This window comes from Paraburkholderia sp. EG286B, assembly GCF_040965655.1.
GTDB lineage: Bacteria > Pseudomonadota > Gammaproteobacteria > Burkholderiales > Burkholderiaceae > Paraburkholderia.
This window is the reverse complement of sequence record NZ_JBFRCF010000017.1, coordinates 89477-105423: the sequence shown is the minus strand read 5'-3', so window position 1 is coordinate 105423 and position 15947 is coordinate 89477. Positions and strand designations below refer to the sequence as shown.

The window sequence follows — 15947 nt, the reverse complement described above, 5'->3', positions numbered from 1 at the left end:
AACCCGTCAAGAGCCCTAACCGAAGGCGCGCCTCATGAACGAGGCGCGCTGCCACGACCCACGATCTTGCCCACCCAATCCACCCTGCCGTTCGATTCCTCCGCCAGCGACGAGCCGGCGAGCGCGCCGCTGCGCACGCTGCCGGTGCGCGCCGGACACTGGGACGAACTGCAAACGGCGGAAGGCGAGCTGCGCGAGCCGTGGCGGCAGTTCTTCGGGCTGCTCGGCAAGCCGGGCGTGGCGGGATTCGACGGCGCGGCCGCGTCGGTCGCGCGCCAGGTGCGAGAGAACGACATCACCTATAACGTCTACGCGGACGCGGGCGGACCGCGGCCGTGGGCGCTCGACGTGCTGCCGTTCATCATCGACGAAGCCGAATGGGCGCAGATCGAGCGCGGCGCTGCGCAGCGCGCACGCCTGCTCAACGAGATCGTCGCCGATATCTACGGGCCGCAAACCCTGCTCGCGCGCGGGCTGCTGCCGCCCGCACTGGTGTTCGGCCACCCGGGCTATCTGCGCGCGGTGAAAGGCTTCGTGCCGCCCGCCCGCCAGTATCTGCAGATCGTCGCGCTCGACCTCGCGCGCTCGCCCGAAGGCCTGTGGACCGTCGTCTCGCACCGCACGGAAGCGCCCTCGGGACTCGGCTATCTGCTGGAAAACCGGCTCATCGTCTCGAGCCTCTTCGCCGAGCCGTTTCGCACCATGCGGGTGCACCGGCTCGCGCCGTCCTACTCGCAGCTCGTCGCCACGCTCGCCGCCGCGGCGCGCGCGATCATGAGCGCCGACGAGCGCAGCGTGAGCGGCGCGTCCGCGCATATCGTGCTGCTCACGCCGGGGCCGTTCAGCGAGACTTACTTCGAGCACGTGTTCCTCGCGCGCTACCTCGGCCTCACGCTCGTCGAGGGCAAGGACCTCACGGTGCGCGACGACATGCTGTACCTGAAAACGCTCGACGGGCTGGAGCGCGTGCACGCCGTGCTGCGCCGCCTCGACGACACCTTCTGCGACCCGGTCGAGCTTCGCGCCGACTCGACCATCGGCGTGCCGGGCCTGCTGCAGGTCATGCGCGCGGGCAACGTGATGGTCTCGAACGTGCCCGGCGCGGGCTTCGTCGAATCGCCCGCGCTGCACGGCTTCATGCCCGGCATCGCGCAGGCGCTGCTCGGCGAGGAGCTGGCGCTGCCGGGCATCGCGACCTGGTGGTGCGGCGAAGACGCGGCCTGGCGCGATGCGCTCGCGCAGGTCCCCGAGGCGCTGCTCGTGCCGACGTGGCCGGGCGCGGCGAACGCGCCGTCCGCGCCGCCCGGACTCGCCGCCGGCATGCAAACGCTCGCCGACTGGCGCGAGCGCATCGAGCAGCTGCCCGACGCCTTCACGGTCCAGCAGCCGCTGTGCTACAGCTATACGCCGCGCTATGAAACCGGCGCGGGCATGCTCGGCGCGCGGCCTGCCGGGCTGCGCGTCTACGCGATCGCCGACCAGGAATGCGGCTGGCGCGTGCTGCCCGGCGGCTTCACGCGCCTCGCGGCCGAACATCAGGAATCCGTATCGATGCAGATGGGCGGCAGCAGCGTGGATACCTGGGTCCTGTCGAGCCAGCCCGGTTCGACCTTCACGCTCCTGCCGAGCCCGATCAAGCCCGGCGAGCTGCGCCGCGAGCGCCGCCGCGTGCCGAGCCGCTCGGCGGAGAACCTGTTCTGGGCGGGGCGTTATGGCGAACGCGCCGAAAACGGCGTGCGCCTGTGCCGGCTGATTCTCGGCTCGCTCGAAGGCAGCGACGCCGAAGAGCTGTTCGGCACCTTCATCGAACTGGCCGCCGCCAACGGGCTCGTGCCCGCCACGGTCAGCGAAGCCCGGCGCAGCCTCGACGACTTCGAGCGCGTGCTCGTGGCCAATCTGCACGAGAATGCGGGCGCAACGGGCATCGGCCGCACGCTCGCGAGCCAGGCGTACGCGTGCGGCGAGATTCGCGGCCGGCTGTCGAACGATCACTGGCGCACCGTGCTCGCCTCACGCAACGACTTCCGCGACGCGCTCCACGCGCTTTCGCTCGTGCCCGCGGCGGCGCGTCAGGGCGCGGCGATCGAATTCAGGCGCCCCACGCCGTACGACCGCATGGCGCTGATGGGCGCACTCGATGCGCTCGCCACCCAGTTGAGCGCCATGAGCGGCTGCCAGGGCGACCGCATGACTCGCGACGAAGCCTGGCGCCTGCTGTTCGCGGGGCGCCATATCGAACGCGTGGCTGCGTTGGCCACCATGCTCCGCATCGCCGCACACGAACGCACGCTCGCCACGCCCGCGGGCTTCGACGTGCTGCTGCAACTGTTCGACAGCACGCTCACGTATCGCTCGCTGTATCCGGGGCGACTCGAAGTGCCCGCCCTGCTCGACGTGATCGTGACCGACCCGACCAATCCGCGCGGGCTCTATGGCGTCTATGCGCGGCTGCGCGCGCGGCTCGACGAAATCGCCCAGGCGGCGCGCGGCCCGAAACGCGAGCCGTTCGCCTCGCAGCTCGCGTCCGTCGAGGCGCTGCCGACGCTGGAGGCGCTCTGCGAGCCCGGCGACGACGGCCGCTACCCCGCGCTCACCGCACTGTGCGACAGCCTCGCCGAGCGCATGGCCGCGATGTCGAACGAGATCAGCGCGCGCTGGTTCAGCCACGCCGCGCCGCTCGCCGCGCAGGTCTGGTCATGAACGGCACGCGCCTCGCGGTCACGCACCGCACGACCTACCGTTATTCGACGCTCGTCGAGACCGCGCAGCATCTCGCGACCATCCGCCCGCTCGACCTGCCCTGGCAGCGCGTGCTCGCGCACCGCGAGCGTATCGAACCCGCGCCCTCGTATCAGACGAGCCGCCGCGACGCCTTCGGCAACGAGGTGCTCTACTTCTCGTTCGACGCGCCGCACGACTACTTGCAGATGACGAGCGAAACGAGCGTGCTGCTCTCGCCGCGCTACGCGACGCTCGACGCAGACGGCACGCCGGCCTGGGAAGACATCGCGCGAACGCTGCGCTACACGGCGGGCGGCGCCTTCCATGCGGAGTCGGAATTCTGCTGCGCCTCGCCGAATATCGCCTTGCTGCCGGAATTGCGTGCCTACGCGCTGGAGAGTTTCGCGCCCGCCGCCCCGGTTCTGGCTGGCGCGATCGACCTGATGCATCGCATCCACGCGGACTTCGCGTACCGCCCCTCGGCGACGTCGTTCGACACCCCCGCCGCGCGCGCCTTCGAACTGCGCCACGGCGTGTGTCAGGACTTCGCCCAGGTGATGATCGGCTGCCTGCGCTCGATCGGGCTCGCCGTGCGTTACGTGAGCGGCTATCTGCGCAACGACCCGCCTGAAGGCGCCCAACCGATGATCGGCGCGGACGCCTCGCATGCGTGGGTGTCGCTCTACGTGCCTTCGGCGCCGTCTGCCCCCCCTGCTGGCTGGATCGATCTCGATCCGACCAACGACGTGCTCGCCGACCAGGGCCACGTGACGCTCGCCATCGGCCGCGACTACACCGACGTGTCGCTCCTGCGCGGCGTCATTCTTGGCGGCGGCGCGCATCAGGTGGATGTGGCGGTCAACGTGAGCGCGGAATGACGGCCGCGCTCAGACCCGGCGTCGAAGCGGCGCCGTATAAGGCGCCAACGGGCTGATGCTCCATCTGGTGTGAACCTGGCTGGCCAGCGAAAGCAGCGAGTCGACGTGCCCGGCCACGCTGGCGTCGTAGAGGACGGCTTGCCCGTTCTCGTTATGGTTCTCTCCGACAAGCCGGCTCGCGACTGCGCGCCTGATCGTCTCGCGCAGCGACCGCACATCTCCCCGCTCGAACACGTGTTTCGCATGCGTGGCGATCACGTCGCCGCAACCCATCGTCGACGGCATGATCACCGGCGTGCCGCACATGACCGATTCGATCCCCACCAGCCCGAACGGCTCATAGGCGGAAGCGAGGATCGAGAAGTCCGCCGCGCGAAAGCAGTCTTCGATTTCGCGCTGAAAGCCGATGTAGCGCACGTGCGGCGAGTGACTGGCTACCGGGCGGCCCGCCACCGCGACGACGACGGGTTCCTTCAGGTCTCGCACGGCGGCTTCAATGAGGGGCAGTCCCTTGCGCACATGACTGCTCGACGGAAAGAGCAGCACGCGCTCGTTGTCCTGGAAGCCGAGCCGCTTGCGCAGCGAAGCGCGCGCAGCCGCATCGACGGGCGTGAAGCGCGCCGTATCGACCGGGGGACGCAGAATGCGCACCCTGGCTTCATCGATCCCGTACAGTTCGATCAGCTCGTCACGCATCAACGGTGAGTGCGCGAGAATGATCGCCGCATTGGCATACAGGCGTTCTTCCAGCGCAATCTGCCAACGGTCGGCAAGCTTGAGTCTGCGGCCTGTTGCGCGCAGAAACCCGCGATGGGTGCCGCCACACACCGCGATATCCGAACTGTCGACCCGGTTGCAGCCGATCATGACGTCGACGTCCGCAACACGCTTCGCACGGCGCAGCCGCCACGAGAACCAGGCATCGCGCAATTTGCCCGGCAGAAACGACACGTTGATGCGATGCGGCTCGACCATCGCATACTCCGGCAGCGCGTGGTCGAGCTTGCGCGCGAAATAGGCGGGTCGAAAGCCGCGCTCGGCAATGCCGCGCGCGAGGTCTCTCGCATAACGCTCCATGCCGCCGCTATGCTTCATGACATTGCAGGAAACACCGAGTTTCATGGCGATCCGCTCCTCCAATATTGGCCGATCCAGTCCTTTACGCCGGGCCGCGTTTGACGGCTTGCGCTCATGAGTGCGCCTGCAGCGCCTGAAAATGCGCCATCACACGCCTTACGCTGAGCAGCTTCGTCCATAGCAGCTCCTTGAGATTGCCGAACGGGATGACGTTGGGCGGCAATACGACCTGACCGGGTCCCCAGCACGGGCGCCACGTACGGGCAAGGCCGCGCCGCATGAAAAGCGTGAGCGTGGGGACGCCGATCGATGAAGCGAGGTGGCCCAGACCCGAGTCGTTGCCGATGAACCACGCCGACTCGGCGATCCATGTCGCCACGTCTTCGAGTCGCGGCAGCGAGTGAACCTCGTGGCCTTGCATGGTGCTTTGCCGCCAGGCGGCGAACTCGCCGGGCGCAACGAGAAAGCCCGGATGCAAGTGAGCGCACTTGAGTTCGTCGGCGAGCGCGAGAAACTTCTCGCGGCTCCACATTTTTTCGCGGTGGCTGCCCGTCGGATGGATCACGACGCGATCCGCGAAACGGCCGCGCTGCACGCCAGGCGGCACGACGAGCCCGTTCGAATGCGTCACGTCGCGCAGCCCGAACACATTCGCTGCAATATCGACGATGCGGTCGACCATGTGCTTCCCGCCGCCATATTCGGGCAGGTCAGCCAGACGCAACGTCTTGCCGGTGCGGCTCAGCATCGGCCCGAACTCGGTCGGACGCAGTTCGATCACCGTATCGAAGGCGCCTGCATACGCCGCCTGATAGCCGACCGTCATATGGGGAAACCAGTCGGCAAGCTGCTCGGCGACCCAGCCAAACACGATAGGACGGTAGCCGTTGCGAATCAGATTGTTGACGAGCACGAGCCCGATGAGGCTGTCGCCGATCGGCGGCGGCAACGCCACCGCAACATTGCCCTGGATCTGAATTTTCATTTTTGTGCAAAGGCTTATACGTTAGCAAGACTAAATTTATATTCGGCATGCGTAGCGGACCCCGCTATGCGTTTATCGCGATGCAGGCTTCAGGTCATCGACGCCACGCGCGCCCGCAATGTCAGAAAGGCCCGGTACACGCGTCTCACCGAGATGCTTTCGCGCCACCACTTTTCCTTGAGCACCGCGGTCGGCACCCACCACGGCGGCAGCACGATCTCGCCGCGCTGAAATCCCGGGCGCCAGCGTTGCGCGATACGTCGCCGGCGAAATACGGTCAGCGTCGGTATGCCGAGCGCCGAAGCGAGATGCCCCAAGCCCGAATCGTTGCCGATGAACCAGCCCGATTCGTAGAGCCACGCCGCAAGCCCGGCCGTATCGCGAAACGAGCGCAACGGCGGCGCTACGCTGGCAAGCGGCAGCCAGTGCGAGCGCTCGCTGTCGGCAACCACGAACTCGGGCGCAAAGCCTTCCCCGCTCAAACGCCGGGATAAGCCGATGAAGCGCTGCGCCAGCCAGCGCTTGTCGGCCGTACTGGCCTCCGGATGCACCGCCACGCGTTGGGCGTAACGGCGGCGCTGAAAATCCAGCGGCGCACGAATGCCGTTCGAAATCTCGACGGTTTGCAATCCGAAATGAGCCGCTGCGAACGCCGCAAAACGCTGCGCCATGCACCGGCCGTCATCGGCATATTCGATGTCGTGCAGGTCGACGAAGCCCGGATGCCATGTGCGCAGATGCTTGAACGGCCGCTCGCGGTGCATCTGCACCACGACGCCGAAGCTCGCCAGCCTGTCGCGCGCTGCTTCCTCGCCGAGCGCCGGGTTCATCGACAGGTGCGGGAACCAGAGCGCAAGCGACCACGCATGATCTCCGAATATTTCCACCTGCCAGCCCGCTCGCACGAGGTTGTGCGCGATGACCAGCAGATTCAGCGAATCCCCTAGCGCCGGCGACATCACGAACGCCGCGTTGGGTGCTTTCGCGTGCGCAATGGAGGGACCCGTTGCTGGCGTGTCGTGCTGTGCGTGACTCACACGGGCGGGTTGTGGCATCGGTTGCGTGTCTGATCGGGTTTCGGCTATGGACACGCATGGTGCCACTGTGGCGCGATTCGCGGGTTACGTGATCTTTCTGCGCATTTCTTTCGCGCCACGCCGGCGCGCGCGAACGTTACGCGCCCGATTACACGTAAAGAATTAGCAATGTTTCTGGGCTTCGTGAATGCGACGTCACCTGCTACGCTGGTCTTCGCCTGACATTGCGCGGGAAGCCTCGACCGCGGATGAACGGTGCTTTACCTTCAACCCTTTGCATACCCGGCGCATCGCCGGGTTTTTTTCACGCGCGGGCAGCAGCCTGGTCCAGATCGGGAAGCGCGTCGTCAGGGCAAAACACATAACCATCCCTATAACGCGTTTGAATATATTGGCGGCCGCAGGGCGACAGGCCGAGCAGCTTGCGCAGACGAAAGACGACGACGTCGACGCTGCGCGCGTGAAGCGACGAATTGCGATCGATCATGCTCACGATGCGCTCGCGCGAAAGCGGCCGCAGGCGGTTCGCGGCGAACACCGCGAGCACCGCGAGCACCAGCGGAGGCGCGGGAATCTTGAGGCCGTCCCTGAACAGCTGGTTGTCGATGGCGTCGAGTTCGAAGCCGTCGAAGACGTACTTCGTCTCTCTACGCGGCGACGCAGGGTAATCGATCTTGCAGCGCAATGCATGATGCAGGCGCGCGAGCAGTTCGCGAGGATCGAACGGATCGACCATATAGTCGTTGGCGCCGAATTCGAAGGCGAGCACCTTGTCGGCCACGTCGGCGGACTCGCTCACGATGATGGCGGGCGTCAGCCACCCTCGCTCACGCAGCGTGCGCAGCGCTGCGATGCCGTCGATCCTGAGCGCATCGTGCCGCAGGATAATGAGCGAAGGGGTTTCGCGCGCGAGACGCTGCTCCAGCCGCTCGACGCCATACAGCACCGACACCGCGATCTGCTGCCGCTGCAAATAAGTACGCAGGTCGTCCCGATACGCCTGATCGGGCTCGACAAGCAGCACGTGAATGTCCATCGATCTGTCCCTTCCTCTGTGATGCACGTCATTCCATCCGGATCCCGCGCACGAACGCATGGATGCGCTTCGATCTGCAGCGGATCATACGGAACAACGGTGCAGGAAAAAGAAGGGAAATCTGGAGAAAATGTGGATTCGGACGGGCCACGTACCCCTTACGGTACGCTTCGGGCGAAAATAGTGCCGAATAATTTCGCACTCGCCTCTATTGCTCCCTGCTGAACCCGTCATGAAAGTCAGCGTCACCTCCAAACTCTTCCTCGCGATTCTTTCGGCTTGCGTGCTCGCTGCGGTGGCCATGGGCGTCGCGATCCGGACGAGTTTCGAATTCGGCTTCGTGGATTTTCTGCAGGAGCAAAGTGCGAGTGAGCTGGCGGCGCTCCAGCAGGAACTGGAAGCCTCGTACGCCCAGCATGGCAATTGGGATTTCGCTCGCGAGTCCACGCAGGACCGGCCTCCATTCGATGGCGGGCCGCCGCCAGGCGCGCCGCCGGGCGGCTTCCACGGCGACGACGGCAACGGCGGTCCCTTCGCCCCCGGCCTTGGCGGACGCCCGCGGCCGTTTCGCCCGCCCTACACGCTTTACGACGCAAACATGAAGCGCGTCACGAGCGCGGGGCCGCCCCCGCCGCCCGACGCCGTACGCCATCCGCTGCGTGTCAAGGGCCAAACGGTCGGCTGGATCGCAGTGGCGGGACCCAACTCGCTCATCAACCAGGCGGAGCAGCGCTTCAAGGACCGCCAGCTGCAGGCGACGTGGATCATCGTGGGCTTTACCGCGTTGCTCTCCGCCGCCATGTCGATCATCCTCGCGCGTACGCTGCTCACGCCCATCAAGCGGATCGTCACGGCCACGCATCGCCTCGCGGGCGGCGACTACGCCACGCGCGTGCCGGCCAAAGGCAGCGACGAATTGCAGATGCTCGCGAGCGATTTCAACCGGCTCGCGGCGTCGCTCGAAAAGGCCGAAAGCGACCGGCGCGACTTTATCGCCGATATTTCGCATGAGTTGCGCACGCCCCTCTCGGTGCTGCGCGGCGAGCTCGAGGCGATCGAGGACGGCGTGCGCCGACCCGACGCGGCGACCATCGCTTCTTTGCAGTCCGAAGTCGCGATGCTCAGCCAGCTGATCGACGACCTCTACGAACTGTCGCTGGCTGACATCGGCCAGCTCTCATTCGAGAAAGTGCCGCTCGACCTCGTGCCTATCGTCGAAGCTTCGTGCGACGTATTTCGCGAGCGCCTCGCCGCCAAGGACATCGCGCTGGAATTCGATCCCGACGACGCGCACGCCACGCTCTCGGGCGATCCTTATCGCCTCACGCAACTGTGGAAAAACCTGCTGGAGAACGCGCTGCGCTACACCAATGCCGGTGGCCGCGTGAGGCTCTCGGTCACGTCGAACGACAACGACATCCATGTCGACGTTCAAGATTCGTTTCCGCCGGTTCCTGCGCCGCTGCTGCCGCATCTGTTCGACCGGTTCTTCCGCGTCGACCCATCGCGCAGTCGTCAAATCGGCGGTGCGGGTCTCGGGCTCGCATTGTGCAAGCACATCGTGGAGCAGCACGGCGGCACCATCGAGGCATCGCGCTCCCCGCTCGGCGGGCTGCGGATCCTGGTCCAACTTCCTCGCCTACACACGCAACATGATTGATCCGACCATGCGGCCGTCCATCCTCATCGTCGAAGACGAGCCGAAGCTCGCGGCCCTGCTCGCCGACTACCTCGCGAAGGAGGATTTCGCCACGGCGATCGTGGCCGACGGCCGCGAGGTCGTGCCCTACGTGCGCGAACATCAACCGTCGATGGTGCTGCTCGACCTGATGCTGCCCGGACGCAGCGGCCTCGACGTGTGCCGCGAACTTCGCACGTTCTCCGCCATTCCCGTGATGATCATCACGGCGCGCGTGGACGAAATCGACCGTTTGCTCGGGCTCGAACTGGGTGCCGACGACTACGTGTGCAAACCGTTCAGTCCGCGCGAAGTCGTAGCACGTGTGAAAGCGATCCTGCGTCGTGCCGAACTGCTGGCGCGCGCACACCAGGAGGCGCAAGGCACCGTGGCCTCGCCGTTTTCGATCGATGTTACGCAATACGCCGCGCGCCTGGACGGCCGCGATCTGCACCTCACGCCCATCGAATTTCGTTTGCTTGCGCTATTGCATTCGGGCCCGGGCCGCATTTACGCGCGCGACTTTCTTCTGCGCGCGCTATACGACGATCATCGGGTCGTGGCCGACCGCACGATCGACTCGCACGTCAAGAACCTGCGGCGCAAGATCCAGTCGATCCGGCCCGAGCAGGACATGATCCGCTCGATTTACGGTGTGGGTTATCGCCTGGAGATCGCGCCTGCCGGCGAATGAATTTGACAGGCTGTACACCGACGAATCCGCATCGAACGAGAGGCGCCGGTAGATAGGCTAAATGTATTGGCGTGCCGGACGCGCGATGCAGTCTAATGGCCTTCCCGCGTTCCCCTCTATACGCATGGAGGCATCGATGAACCAGCACGCCGCAGAAGAACTCGTAAAGGCGATTGCAGCCGAGACCCATGCTCCCATGGAGACCGTTTCCAGGATGTACGAAGAAACCTGGGCGGCATTCAGCGACGGCGCGCGCATCATGGATTACCTGACCGTGCTGGTCGCGCGGCGCGTGCGCGAAAATCTGCGGAGCTTGCGCACAGACGCGCACTAGGCTCGTACAGCCCCGAGCGCTCTGAGTGGCTGGAGATGCAGGCGCGCGCCATGCATGCGCGCGCCCGCATTCCATTGCAGATCAAGGTGCGATCGGCTTGCCGCTCGCGTCCTTGACCTTCTCCTTCCACTGCGACTTGATTTCGCTGACGACCGACTCCGGCAGCGAGATGTAGTCGAGGCTATCGGCGGCGGACGAGCCGTTCTTGAAAGCCCAGTCGAAGAACTTGAGCGTTTCCTTGCCCTGCTCAGGCTTGTCCTGCGCCGTGTGCACCAGCACGAAGGTCGCGCCGACGACCGGCCATGCGTCCTTGCCCGGCTCGTTCGTGAGGATCTGGTAGAACGACTTTTTCCAGTCCGCGCCGGCGGCCGCCGCCTTGAACGTTTCGGTGTCCGGCTGAACGACCGTGCCCGCTTCGTTCTTCATCGCGGCGTAGACCATGTGGTTCTGCTTCGCGTACGCCCACTCGACGTAGCCGATCGCGCCCGGCAGACGCTGCACGAAGGCTGCGACGCCGTCGTTGCCCTTGCCGCCCGTACCGGTCGGCCAGTTCACGGTCGTGCCTTCGCCGACCTTGCTCTTCCACTCGGGGCTGACCTTCGAAAGGTAGTTCGTCCAGATGAAGCTGGTGCCCGAACCGTCGGCGCGGCGGACCACGGCGATGTCGAGATCAGGCAGCTTGACCTTCGGGTTCAGTGCGACGATGGCCGGATCGTTCCACTTCTTGATCTTGCCGAGGTAGATGTCGCCGAGCACCGGGCCCGACAGGGTGATCTCGCCCGGCTTCACGCCCGGCACGTTGATCGCCGGCACGACGCCGCCGACCACCGTCGGGAACTGGAACAGGCCGTCCTTGGCCAGCTGGTCATCCTTGAGCGGGGCATCCGAACCCGCGAAGTCGACGGTCTTGGCCTGAATCTGCTTGATGCCGCCCGACGAGCCAATGCCCTGGTAGTTGACCTTGCCGCCGCCCGACTTTTGATAGGCATCCGCCCATTTCGTGTAGATCGGTGCCGCGAAGGTGCTGCCCGCGCCCGTGATATCCGCAGCCTGGGCGATGCCCGTGCCCAGCGCGAGAATGACAATCGCAAAGAGACTGACTCTCATCCCGTACTCCTTAAAATCGTTATTGATGCGCTGGACGTTACGTTCGCAATGTGACGATTGGGTGACACTGCAGTCGATCGCAAAAGAGAACTTATGGATGCTGACGTCACCATTCAGCAGACGTGTTAGCAAGGACTCACTGAACAGGTTCGAAGGCAGATCGCGGCGCGGGTGGAATGTCGCGATAAACCGTATATACTGTTTATACCGTTTTCAGACCGGAGATCGACATGACTGTAGCGACCACACGCAAACCCACCAAGAAGGCGTTCCACTTCCCGAAGTCCGCGGCAGCCGAGGCAACCGCGGAGACGCAAAGCGAAGCAGCAAAGCCCGCTGCGGCAGCTGCAGCAGAAGCGGCGGTAAAGTCCAAACGCAAAAAGGCCGTATCCAAAGCGGCGGCGAAGCCCGCTAACGGCGCTGCGGAGGCACCGGCTCCTGCACCTGCGGCTGCACCCGCCGAAAAGGTCAAGGCCAAGCGCGTGAAGAAAGACAAGGTCGTGCGCGACAGCTTCACGATGCCCAAGACGGACTACCAGCGCATCGCGCTCCTCAAGCGCAAGTGCCTCGAGGCCGGTGTTGCGGTGAGAAAGAGCGAACTTTTGCGCGCCGGCCTTCAACTGCTGGAAGCGGCCCCGCAGAAGCGGCTGCTGGCTGCGATCGAAGCGCTCGAGACCGTCAAGACGGGCCGTCCGGCCAAAGGCGACGAAAACGCCTGATGGGCGCGAAGCGTTGGTGATGTTGGGCTTGGGGTATCTGCCTGGGGAAGGGAGATGCATCCGGATTGAACGCCGTGGGCGTTCAATCCCTCACCACGAGGGCCGTGGTGTTACTTCCTGCGCCGCTGGTTGATCAGCCGCACGATATCGGTTGTTGGACCGCTGGTGAGCAGGCGCGGGATGTCGTCGAGATGGACCCATCGACACCTGGCTATCTCGCTGCTCGGCCGTGCCTTGGCCTGCCTCGGTATTTCGCAGGAGAACACGTGATGGTGTTTCTGCTTGCCGCGAATGTCGAACAGGTACCTGGCCGACTTGCCCAGCAGCCGCGTCTCCTCCTTGAGTTCCCGAAGCGCGGCCTGCGTAAGATGCTCACCGCGCTTCAACATGCCACCCGGTAGTGCCCACTTCGACTGACTGCGTGCTACCAGGAGTATTCGCTTACCTCTACGACAGATCACGGTGGCCCGTTTCTTCAACTCGAACTCCCACTTCGTTCCCGGGGGGCGCTTCTCGCTGCATCCGCAAAGCAACGCCTGACGTAGGTAAGCATCGTAATACAGAAAATCAGAAGTTCAACCCGCCAGCGACGCAAAGGCTGTCAACTTGTCAGAATTTGCACACTTCATCAAATCGTCACGAAGATTAGATTGCCAACCGGCCATATGGTATGGTTTGGGCCAACCTGTTTTTGTGAGACTCGAGGTTGAAATGGATATGGACGGTGACTGGCCGCTGCCACGGCCGCGCACTCGCCTCAGAATCGATCGGCGCCGCTCCGCCGCGTCACTCACCAGCAAGACCTCCATCGCCAGCACCTTCTCGTCATTGGCCATGCCAGTGGTCGTCGAGGTGGTGCAAAGAACGAAATCCCTCGCAACGGAAGTCGACCCCGAAGCGTTTCATCAGCTTCGGGTGGCCTTCAGAAAACTTCGTGCCTTGTATTGGGCGTACTCACCCTGGCTCGGCGTGGAAGCCACCGCGCACGCCAGCGAAGAATTCAAGCGCCTGGCCGCCGTGGCGGGCGGAACGCGCGACTGGGACATCGCAGGCGATCTCCTCAAAACCGCACAGAAGTCAGACGCCTCCATCGAACTGCTCGTGAGCGCGGCGCGCGAGAAGCGCGCGCAAGCGGTGGCGCATAGCCAGGCCATGATCAAGAGCGACGCCGTCGAGGCATTTCTGAACGACGCCGTGCTGCGCGCGCAAACCACGCTGCAGTCGAGTTGCGATGATCTGCCGATCCGCGCGTTTGCCAGGCGGCGAGTCCGCATGGCGCAGCGCACGCTTCGAAAGCGCAGCAGACGCGCCGCGCGAAGCGAGGCCGGCCACGAGGAGAGTCTTCATGACGTGCGCAAGGCCGGTAAAAAGCTGCGCTATCTGCTCGAGTTTTTTCAACCCGTGATCAAAGGCGGGCACGAGCGCACCATCAAGGAGCTGACGTCCGTGCAAAAGACGCTAGGGGAGTTCAACGACATTGCCGCGAGCGAGACCCTGATCCGCAACACGACATTCGACGAGGTGCCTGCCGACATCGTCGAGAAGTCATTGCAGTGGCTGGAAGCCATGAAGTACCAGCGAATCGACGTGGCCTCGCGAAGGGTGAGAGCCATTACCGACTGAACCAGCAAGCTGCCATCACTGGCAGGTCACGACGCTAACGGGCAGGTTCTCACTCGCCGTGCCGAGCCGCTCGCGCGACGCGGTGGTGATGGAACCGCCGGGCGGTATGCATTCCGATTGCCCCATTCCCCCGCCTTCCGTTTGCGGCGCGCCGTTGTTGAACGACTGCCACGTGATGATGACCGATGCGCCGCAGTTGTTGATCAGGTCGATGTAGTCGAGTCCCAGTCTGGCATTTTTCCCGCGATATTCCCGGTCGACGCAGTCCGTCGAAAGCTCGCTCGGTTCGAAACCAGGTGAGGCGGTGGGCGCCGCGCGATCGCCGGCGGCATTGGCCGTGCCATGCACCAGAAGGATCAGGAGCAGGACGGTAAGCTGGCTGTTAGCCAGATTGCGGGAAGCGCTCATTGCGTCACCTCGCTTTCGGGTACCGATCACCGTCAGTTAGCGTCCCGCAGAAGCAGGCGTCAAGCGTGGGGCGCTTCCGTACGTCGGCAAACAAACAGTGTCGCCCGCGAGCCGTAAGTCCTTACTAAGGAATTCGAAATGAAGAAGACGATTCCTGGGATCTTCACAAGGCCTGCACCTGCACTGCCGGTCCGGGCGCGCCGCCCACGCTCGGCGCGATCACGAGATATCGTCGGTGATCGGACACGCCCGGCGTGCCGGGCACGACGACCTGTCGAATCTGCCCCAGCGTGTTGACGATCGCGGAGCCGGCCGGGTTGGCCTTGAAGCTCGCGAGGACGTCGATGCGGCCACTGCCGTCGGCGTGGTCCGAAAGTCCGAGGAAATACGGCTGGCCCGCCTGCAATCCCGTCACCGCAGCCTGCAGCACCTGCAGCAATCCCTGATCGAACAACGCCACCGAAGTGGGCGCAGCGCCACGATCGGCCGCGGCGTCACCCACCGGAACCAGCATGACGTGTGTTGCCTCGCCCGCCGCGCCGAGCGGCTGCGTGTTGGCCGTACCGTCGCCTTCCGGCACGGCGTCCGGCACGTACGCCACGGCTTGCGGCGCCTGGCCGACCGGCACCGTGGCGACGACCTGGTTGGTCAGCGTGTCGATTGCCGTCAGCGCATCGCCGTTTTCGAGGCCCACGTAGACACGCGTGCCGTCGCCCGACGGCCAGATGCCGTGCGGCAGGCTGCCAACCGCAATGGTCGCCACCTGCGAGAAGTCGTCGGTACGGAACACCTTGATCTGGTTCAGGCCGCCCACTGTCACGTACGCAAACATGCCGTGGGCGTTCTGCACGATGTTCACATGATTGGTGATCGGCCCCGTATCGAGCGTTTTCAGCAGCGCAAACGGCGGGCGGGCGTCGAACACCTGCGTCTTGCCCACATCCTTCAACGTGAACCAGACCTGCCGGCCATCCGGCGTCGCCGCGATGTTCGGGCAGAACGGGCTCGCCTGTGTGACGCGGGCCACGACCTTGTGATCGGCTACCGAAACGACATCGGTTTCCGGGTTGAACGACGAGCAGATATACCCGTACTTTCCATCGGGCGAGAAGATCTGCATGCCCGGCCCGGCTGGCACGACAATGCGCGTCTTCTCTTCGAAGGTCTTGCCGTCGAGCACATCGACGTAATTCTCACCGCGCACGGTCACCCACACCTCCTTGCCGTCGGGTGTGAAGAAGGCCTCGTGCGGGGAGCGGCCCACATAGGTCACGTGCTTGACCGCATTGGTTTGCGTATCGATGAAGCTCACCGAGTTCGAGCCGATGGAGACAATGGCCAGCATGCGGTGATCGGGAGAAAAGCCCATCCCGTGCACGAGCAACTGACCGTGATAGAGCGGGCTGAAGTTGGCCGGAGTCGGTTCACCGAGGCGGATGACACCGACCAGACGATTGGCCGCGGGGTCGATGATCGACACGGTGTTCGAAAACTGATCAGACGAATAAACGCGGTCCCGATGGCTCACCGGAATATCGGCGGCCGCGAGCGAACCGGGGACCTGCCCCGCCTCGGCGAGCGTGGCGGCGGCAAGCGCGACGGCGGTCAGGGCCGCGCCAAGCATGGCGTTGGTTTTCATGACGTTGTCTC

Annotated in this window: 15 protein-coding genes; 7 read left to right on the top strand and 8 right to left on the bottom strand. The window is 64.7% G+C overall.

Annotated elements, in window-relative coordinates; translation table 11 throughout:
• Positions 1-66 precede the first annotated feature (66 nt).
• Both AB4Y42_RS30905 and AB4Y42_RS30900 read left to right on the top strand, forming a co-directional pair.
• Positions 67-2700: a circularly permuted type 2 ATP-grasp protein gene (locus AB4Y42_RS30905; RefSeq protein ID WP_368696279.1), complete on the top strand. Its 2634-nt coding sequence runs from the start codon at positions 67-69 to the stop codon at positions 2698-2700.
• On the top strand, positions 2697-3599 hold the full coding sequence (locus tag AB4Y42_RS30900; RefSeq protein ID WP_368689967.1) for a transglutaminase N-terminal domain-containing protein: 903 nt from the start codon (positions 2697-2699) through the stop codon (positions 3597-3599). Before AB4Y42_RS30905 ends, AB4Y42_RS30900 begins: the two co-directional genes overlap by 4 nt.
• Before the next feature lie 9 nt (positions 3600-3608).
• Here AB4Y42_RS30900 and AB4Y42_RS30895 read toward each other — a convergent pair whose 3' ends face one another.
• From AB4Y42_RS30895 to AB4Y42_RS30880, 4 genes are all read right to left on the bottom strand, one after another.
• On the bottom strand, positions 3609-4721 hold the full coding sequence (locus AB4Y42_RS30895) for a glycosyltransferase family 4 protein (RefSeq protein WP_368689966.1): 1113 nt from the start codon (positions 4719-4721) through the stop codon (positions 3609-3611).
• A 67-nt stretch (positions 4722-4788) separates the two neighbouring features.
• A complete protein-coding gene (locus AB4Y42_RS30890; RefSeq protein WP_368696278.1) occupies positions 4789-5661 on the bottom strand; it encodes a glycosyltransferase family 9 protein in 873 nt (290 codons plus the stop codon).
• A gap of 89 nt (positions 5662-5750) precedes the next feature.
• On the bottom strand, positions 5751-6716 hold the full coding sequence (locus tag AB4Y42_RS30885) for a glycosyltransferase family 9 protein (protein ID WP_368696277.1): 966 nt from the start codon (positions 6714-6716) through the stop codon (positions 5751-5753).
• Positions 6717-7002: 286 nt separating this feature from the next.
• On the bottom strand, positions 7003-7734 hold the full coding sequence (locus tag AB4Y42_RS30880; RefSeq protein ID WP_342919856.1) for a response regulator transcription factor: 732 nt from the start codon (positions 7732-7734) through the stop codon (positions 7003-7005).
• Positions 7735-7966: 232 nt separating this feature from the next.
• Here AB4Y42_RS30880 and AB4Y42_RS30875 point away from each other — a divergent pair, with 232 nt between their 5' ends.
• The 3 genes from AB4Y42_RS30875 to AB4Y42_RS30865 all read left to right on the top strand — a co-directional run bounded on the left by AB4Y42_RS30875 (position 7967) and on the right by AB4Y42_RS30865 (position 10440).
• Entirely contained in the window at positions 7967-9394 is a 1428-nt protein-coding gene (locus tag AB4Y42_RS30875) for an ATP-binding protein (RefSeq protein WP_368696276.1), read from the top strand.
• Between the two features lie 7 nt (positions 9395-9401).
• Entirely contained in the window at positions 9402-10106 is a 705-nt protein-coding gene (locus AB4Y42_RS30870) for a response regulator (RefSeq protein WP_368696275.1), read from the top strand.
• A 136-nt stretch (positions 10107-10242) separates the two neighbouring features.
• Positions 10243-10440 (top strand): DUF3562 domain-containing protein, encoded by a 198-nt coding sequence (locus AB4Y42_RS30865; protein WP_342919853.1) that lies wholly within the window; start codon positions 10243-10245, stop codon positions 10438-10440.
• 81 nt (positions 10441-10521) lie between these two features.
• Here AB4Y42_RS30865 and pstS read toward each other — a convergent pair whose 3' ends face one another.
• The gene (gene pstS / locus AB4Y42_RS30860) at positions 10522-11547 is read right to left on the bottom strand and encodes a phosphate ABC transporter substrate-binding protein PstS (protein WP_368689960.1); all 1026 of its coding nucleotides are present in this window, start codon (positions 11545-11547) and stop codon (positions 10522-10524) included.
• A 230-nt stretch (positions 11548-11777) separates the two neighbouring features.
• Here pstS and AB4Y42_RS30855 point away from each other — a divergent pair, with 230 nt between their 5' ends.
• Entirely contained in the window at positions 11778-12266 is a 489-nt protein-coding gene (locus AB4Y42_RS30855) for a hypothetical protein (protein WP_368696274.1), read from the top strand.
• A 110-nt stretch (positions 12267-12376) separates the two neighbouring features.
• Here AB4Y42_RS30855 and AB4Y42_RS30850 read toward each other — a convergent pair whose 3' ends face one another.
• Complete coding sequence (locus AB4Y42_RS30850) at positions 12377-12745, bottom strand: NUDIX hydrolase (protein ID WP_368696273.1); 369 nt, start codon at positions 12743-12745, stop codon at positions 12377-12379.
• Between the two features lie 232 nt (positions 12746-12977).
• Between AB4Y42_RS30850 and AB4Y42_RS30845 the strand changes: the two genes are divergently transcribed.
• The gene (locus tag AB4Y42_RS30845) at positions 12978-13889 is read left to right on the top strand and encodes a CHAD domain-containing protein (RefSeq protein WP_368696272.1); all 912 of its coding nucleotides are present in this window, start codon (positions 12978-12980) and stop codon (positions 13887-13889) included.
• A gap of 15 nt (positions 13890-13904) precedes the next feature.
• On the opposite strand, the gene AB4Y42_RS30840 is transcribed toward AB4Y42_RS30845, so the two are convergent.
• Together AB4Y42_RS30840 and AB4Y42_RS30835 are read right to left on the bottom strand one after the other, a co-directional pair.
• On the bottom strand, positions 13905-14297 hold the full coding sequence (locus tag AB4Y42_RS30840; protein ID WP_368689956.1) for a hypothetical protein: 393 nt from the start codon (positions 14295-14297) through the stop codon (positions 13905-13907).
• 163 nt (positions 14298-14460) lie between these two features.
• The gene (locus AB4Y42_RS30835; protein WP_368689955.1) at positions 14461-15936 is read right to left on the bottom strand and encodes a YncE family protein; all 1476 of its coding nucleotides are present in this window, start codon (positions 15934-15936) and stop codon (positions 14461-14463) included.
• Positions 15937-15947: the final 11 nt, after the last annotated feature.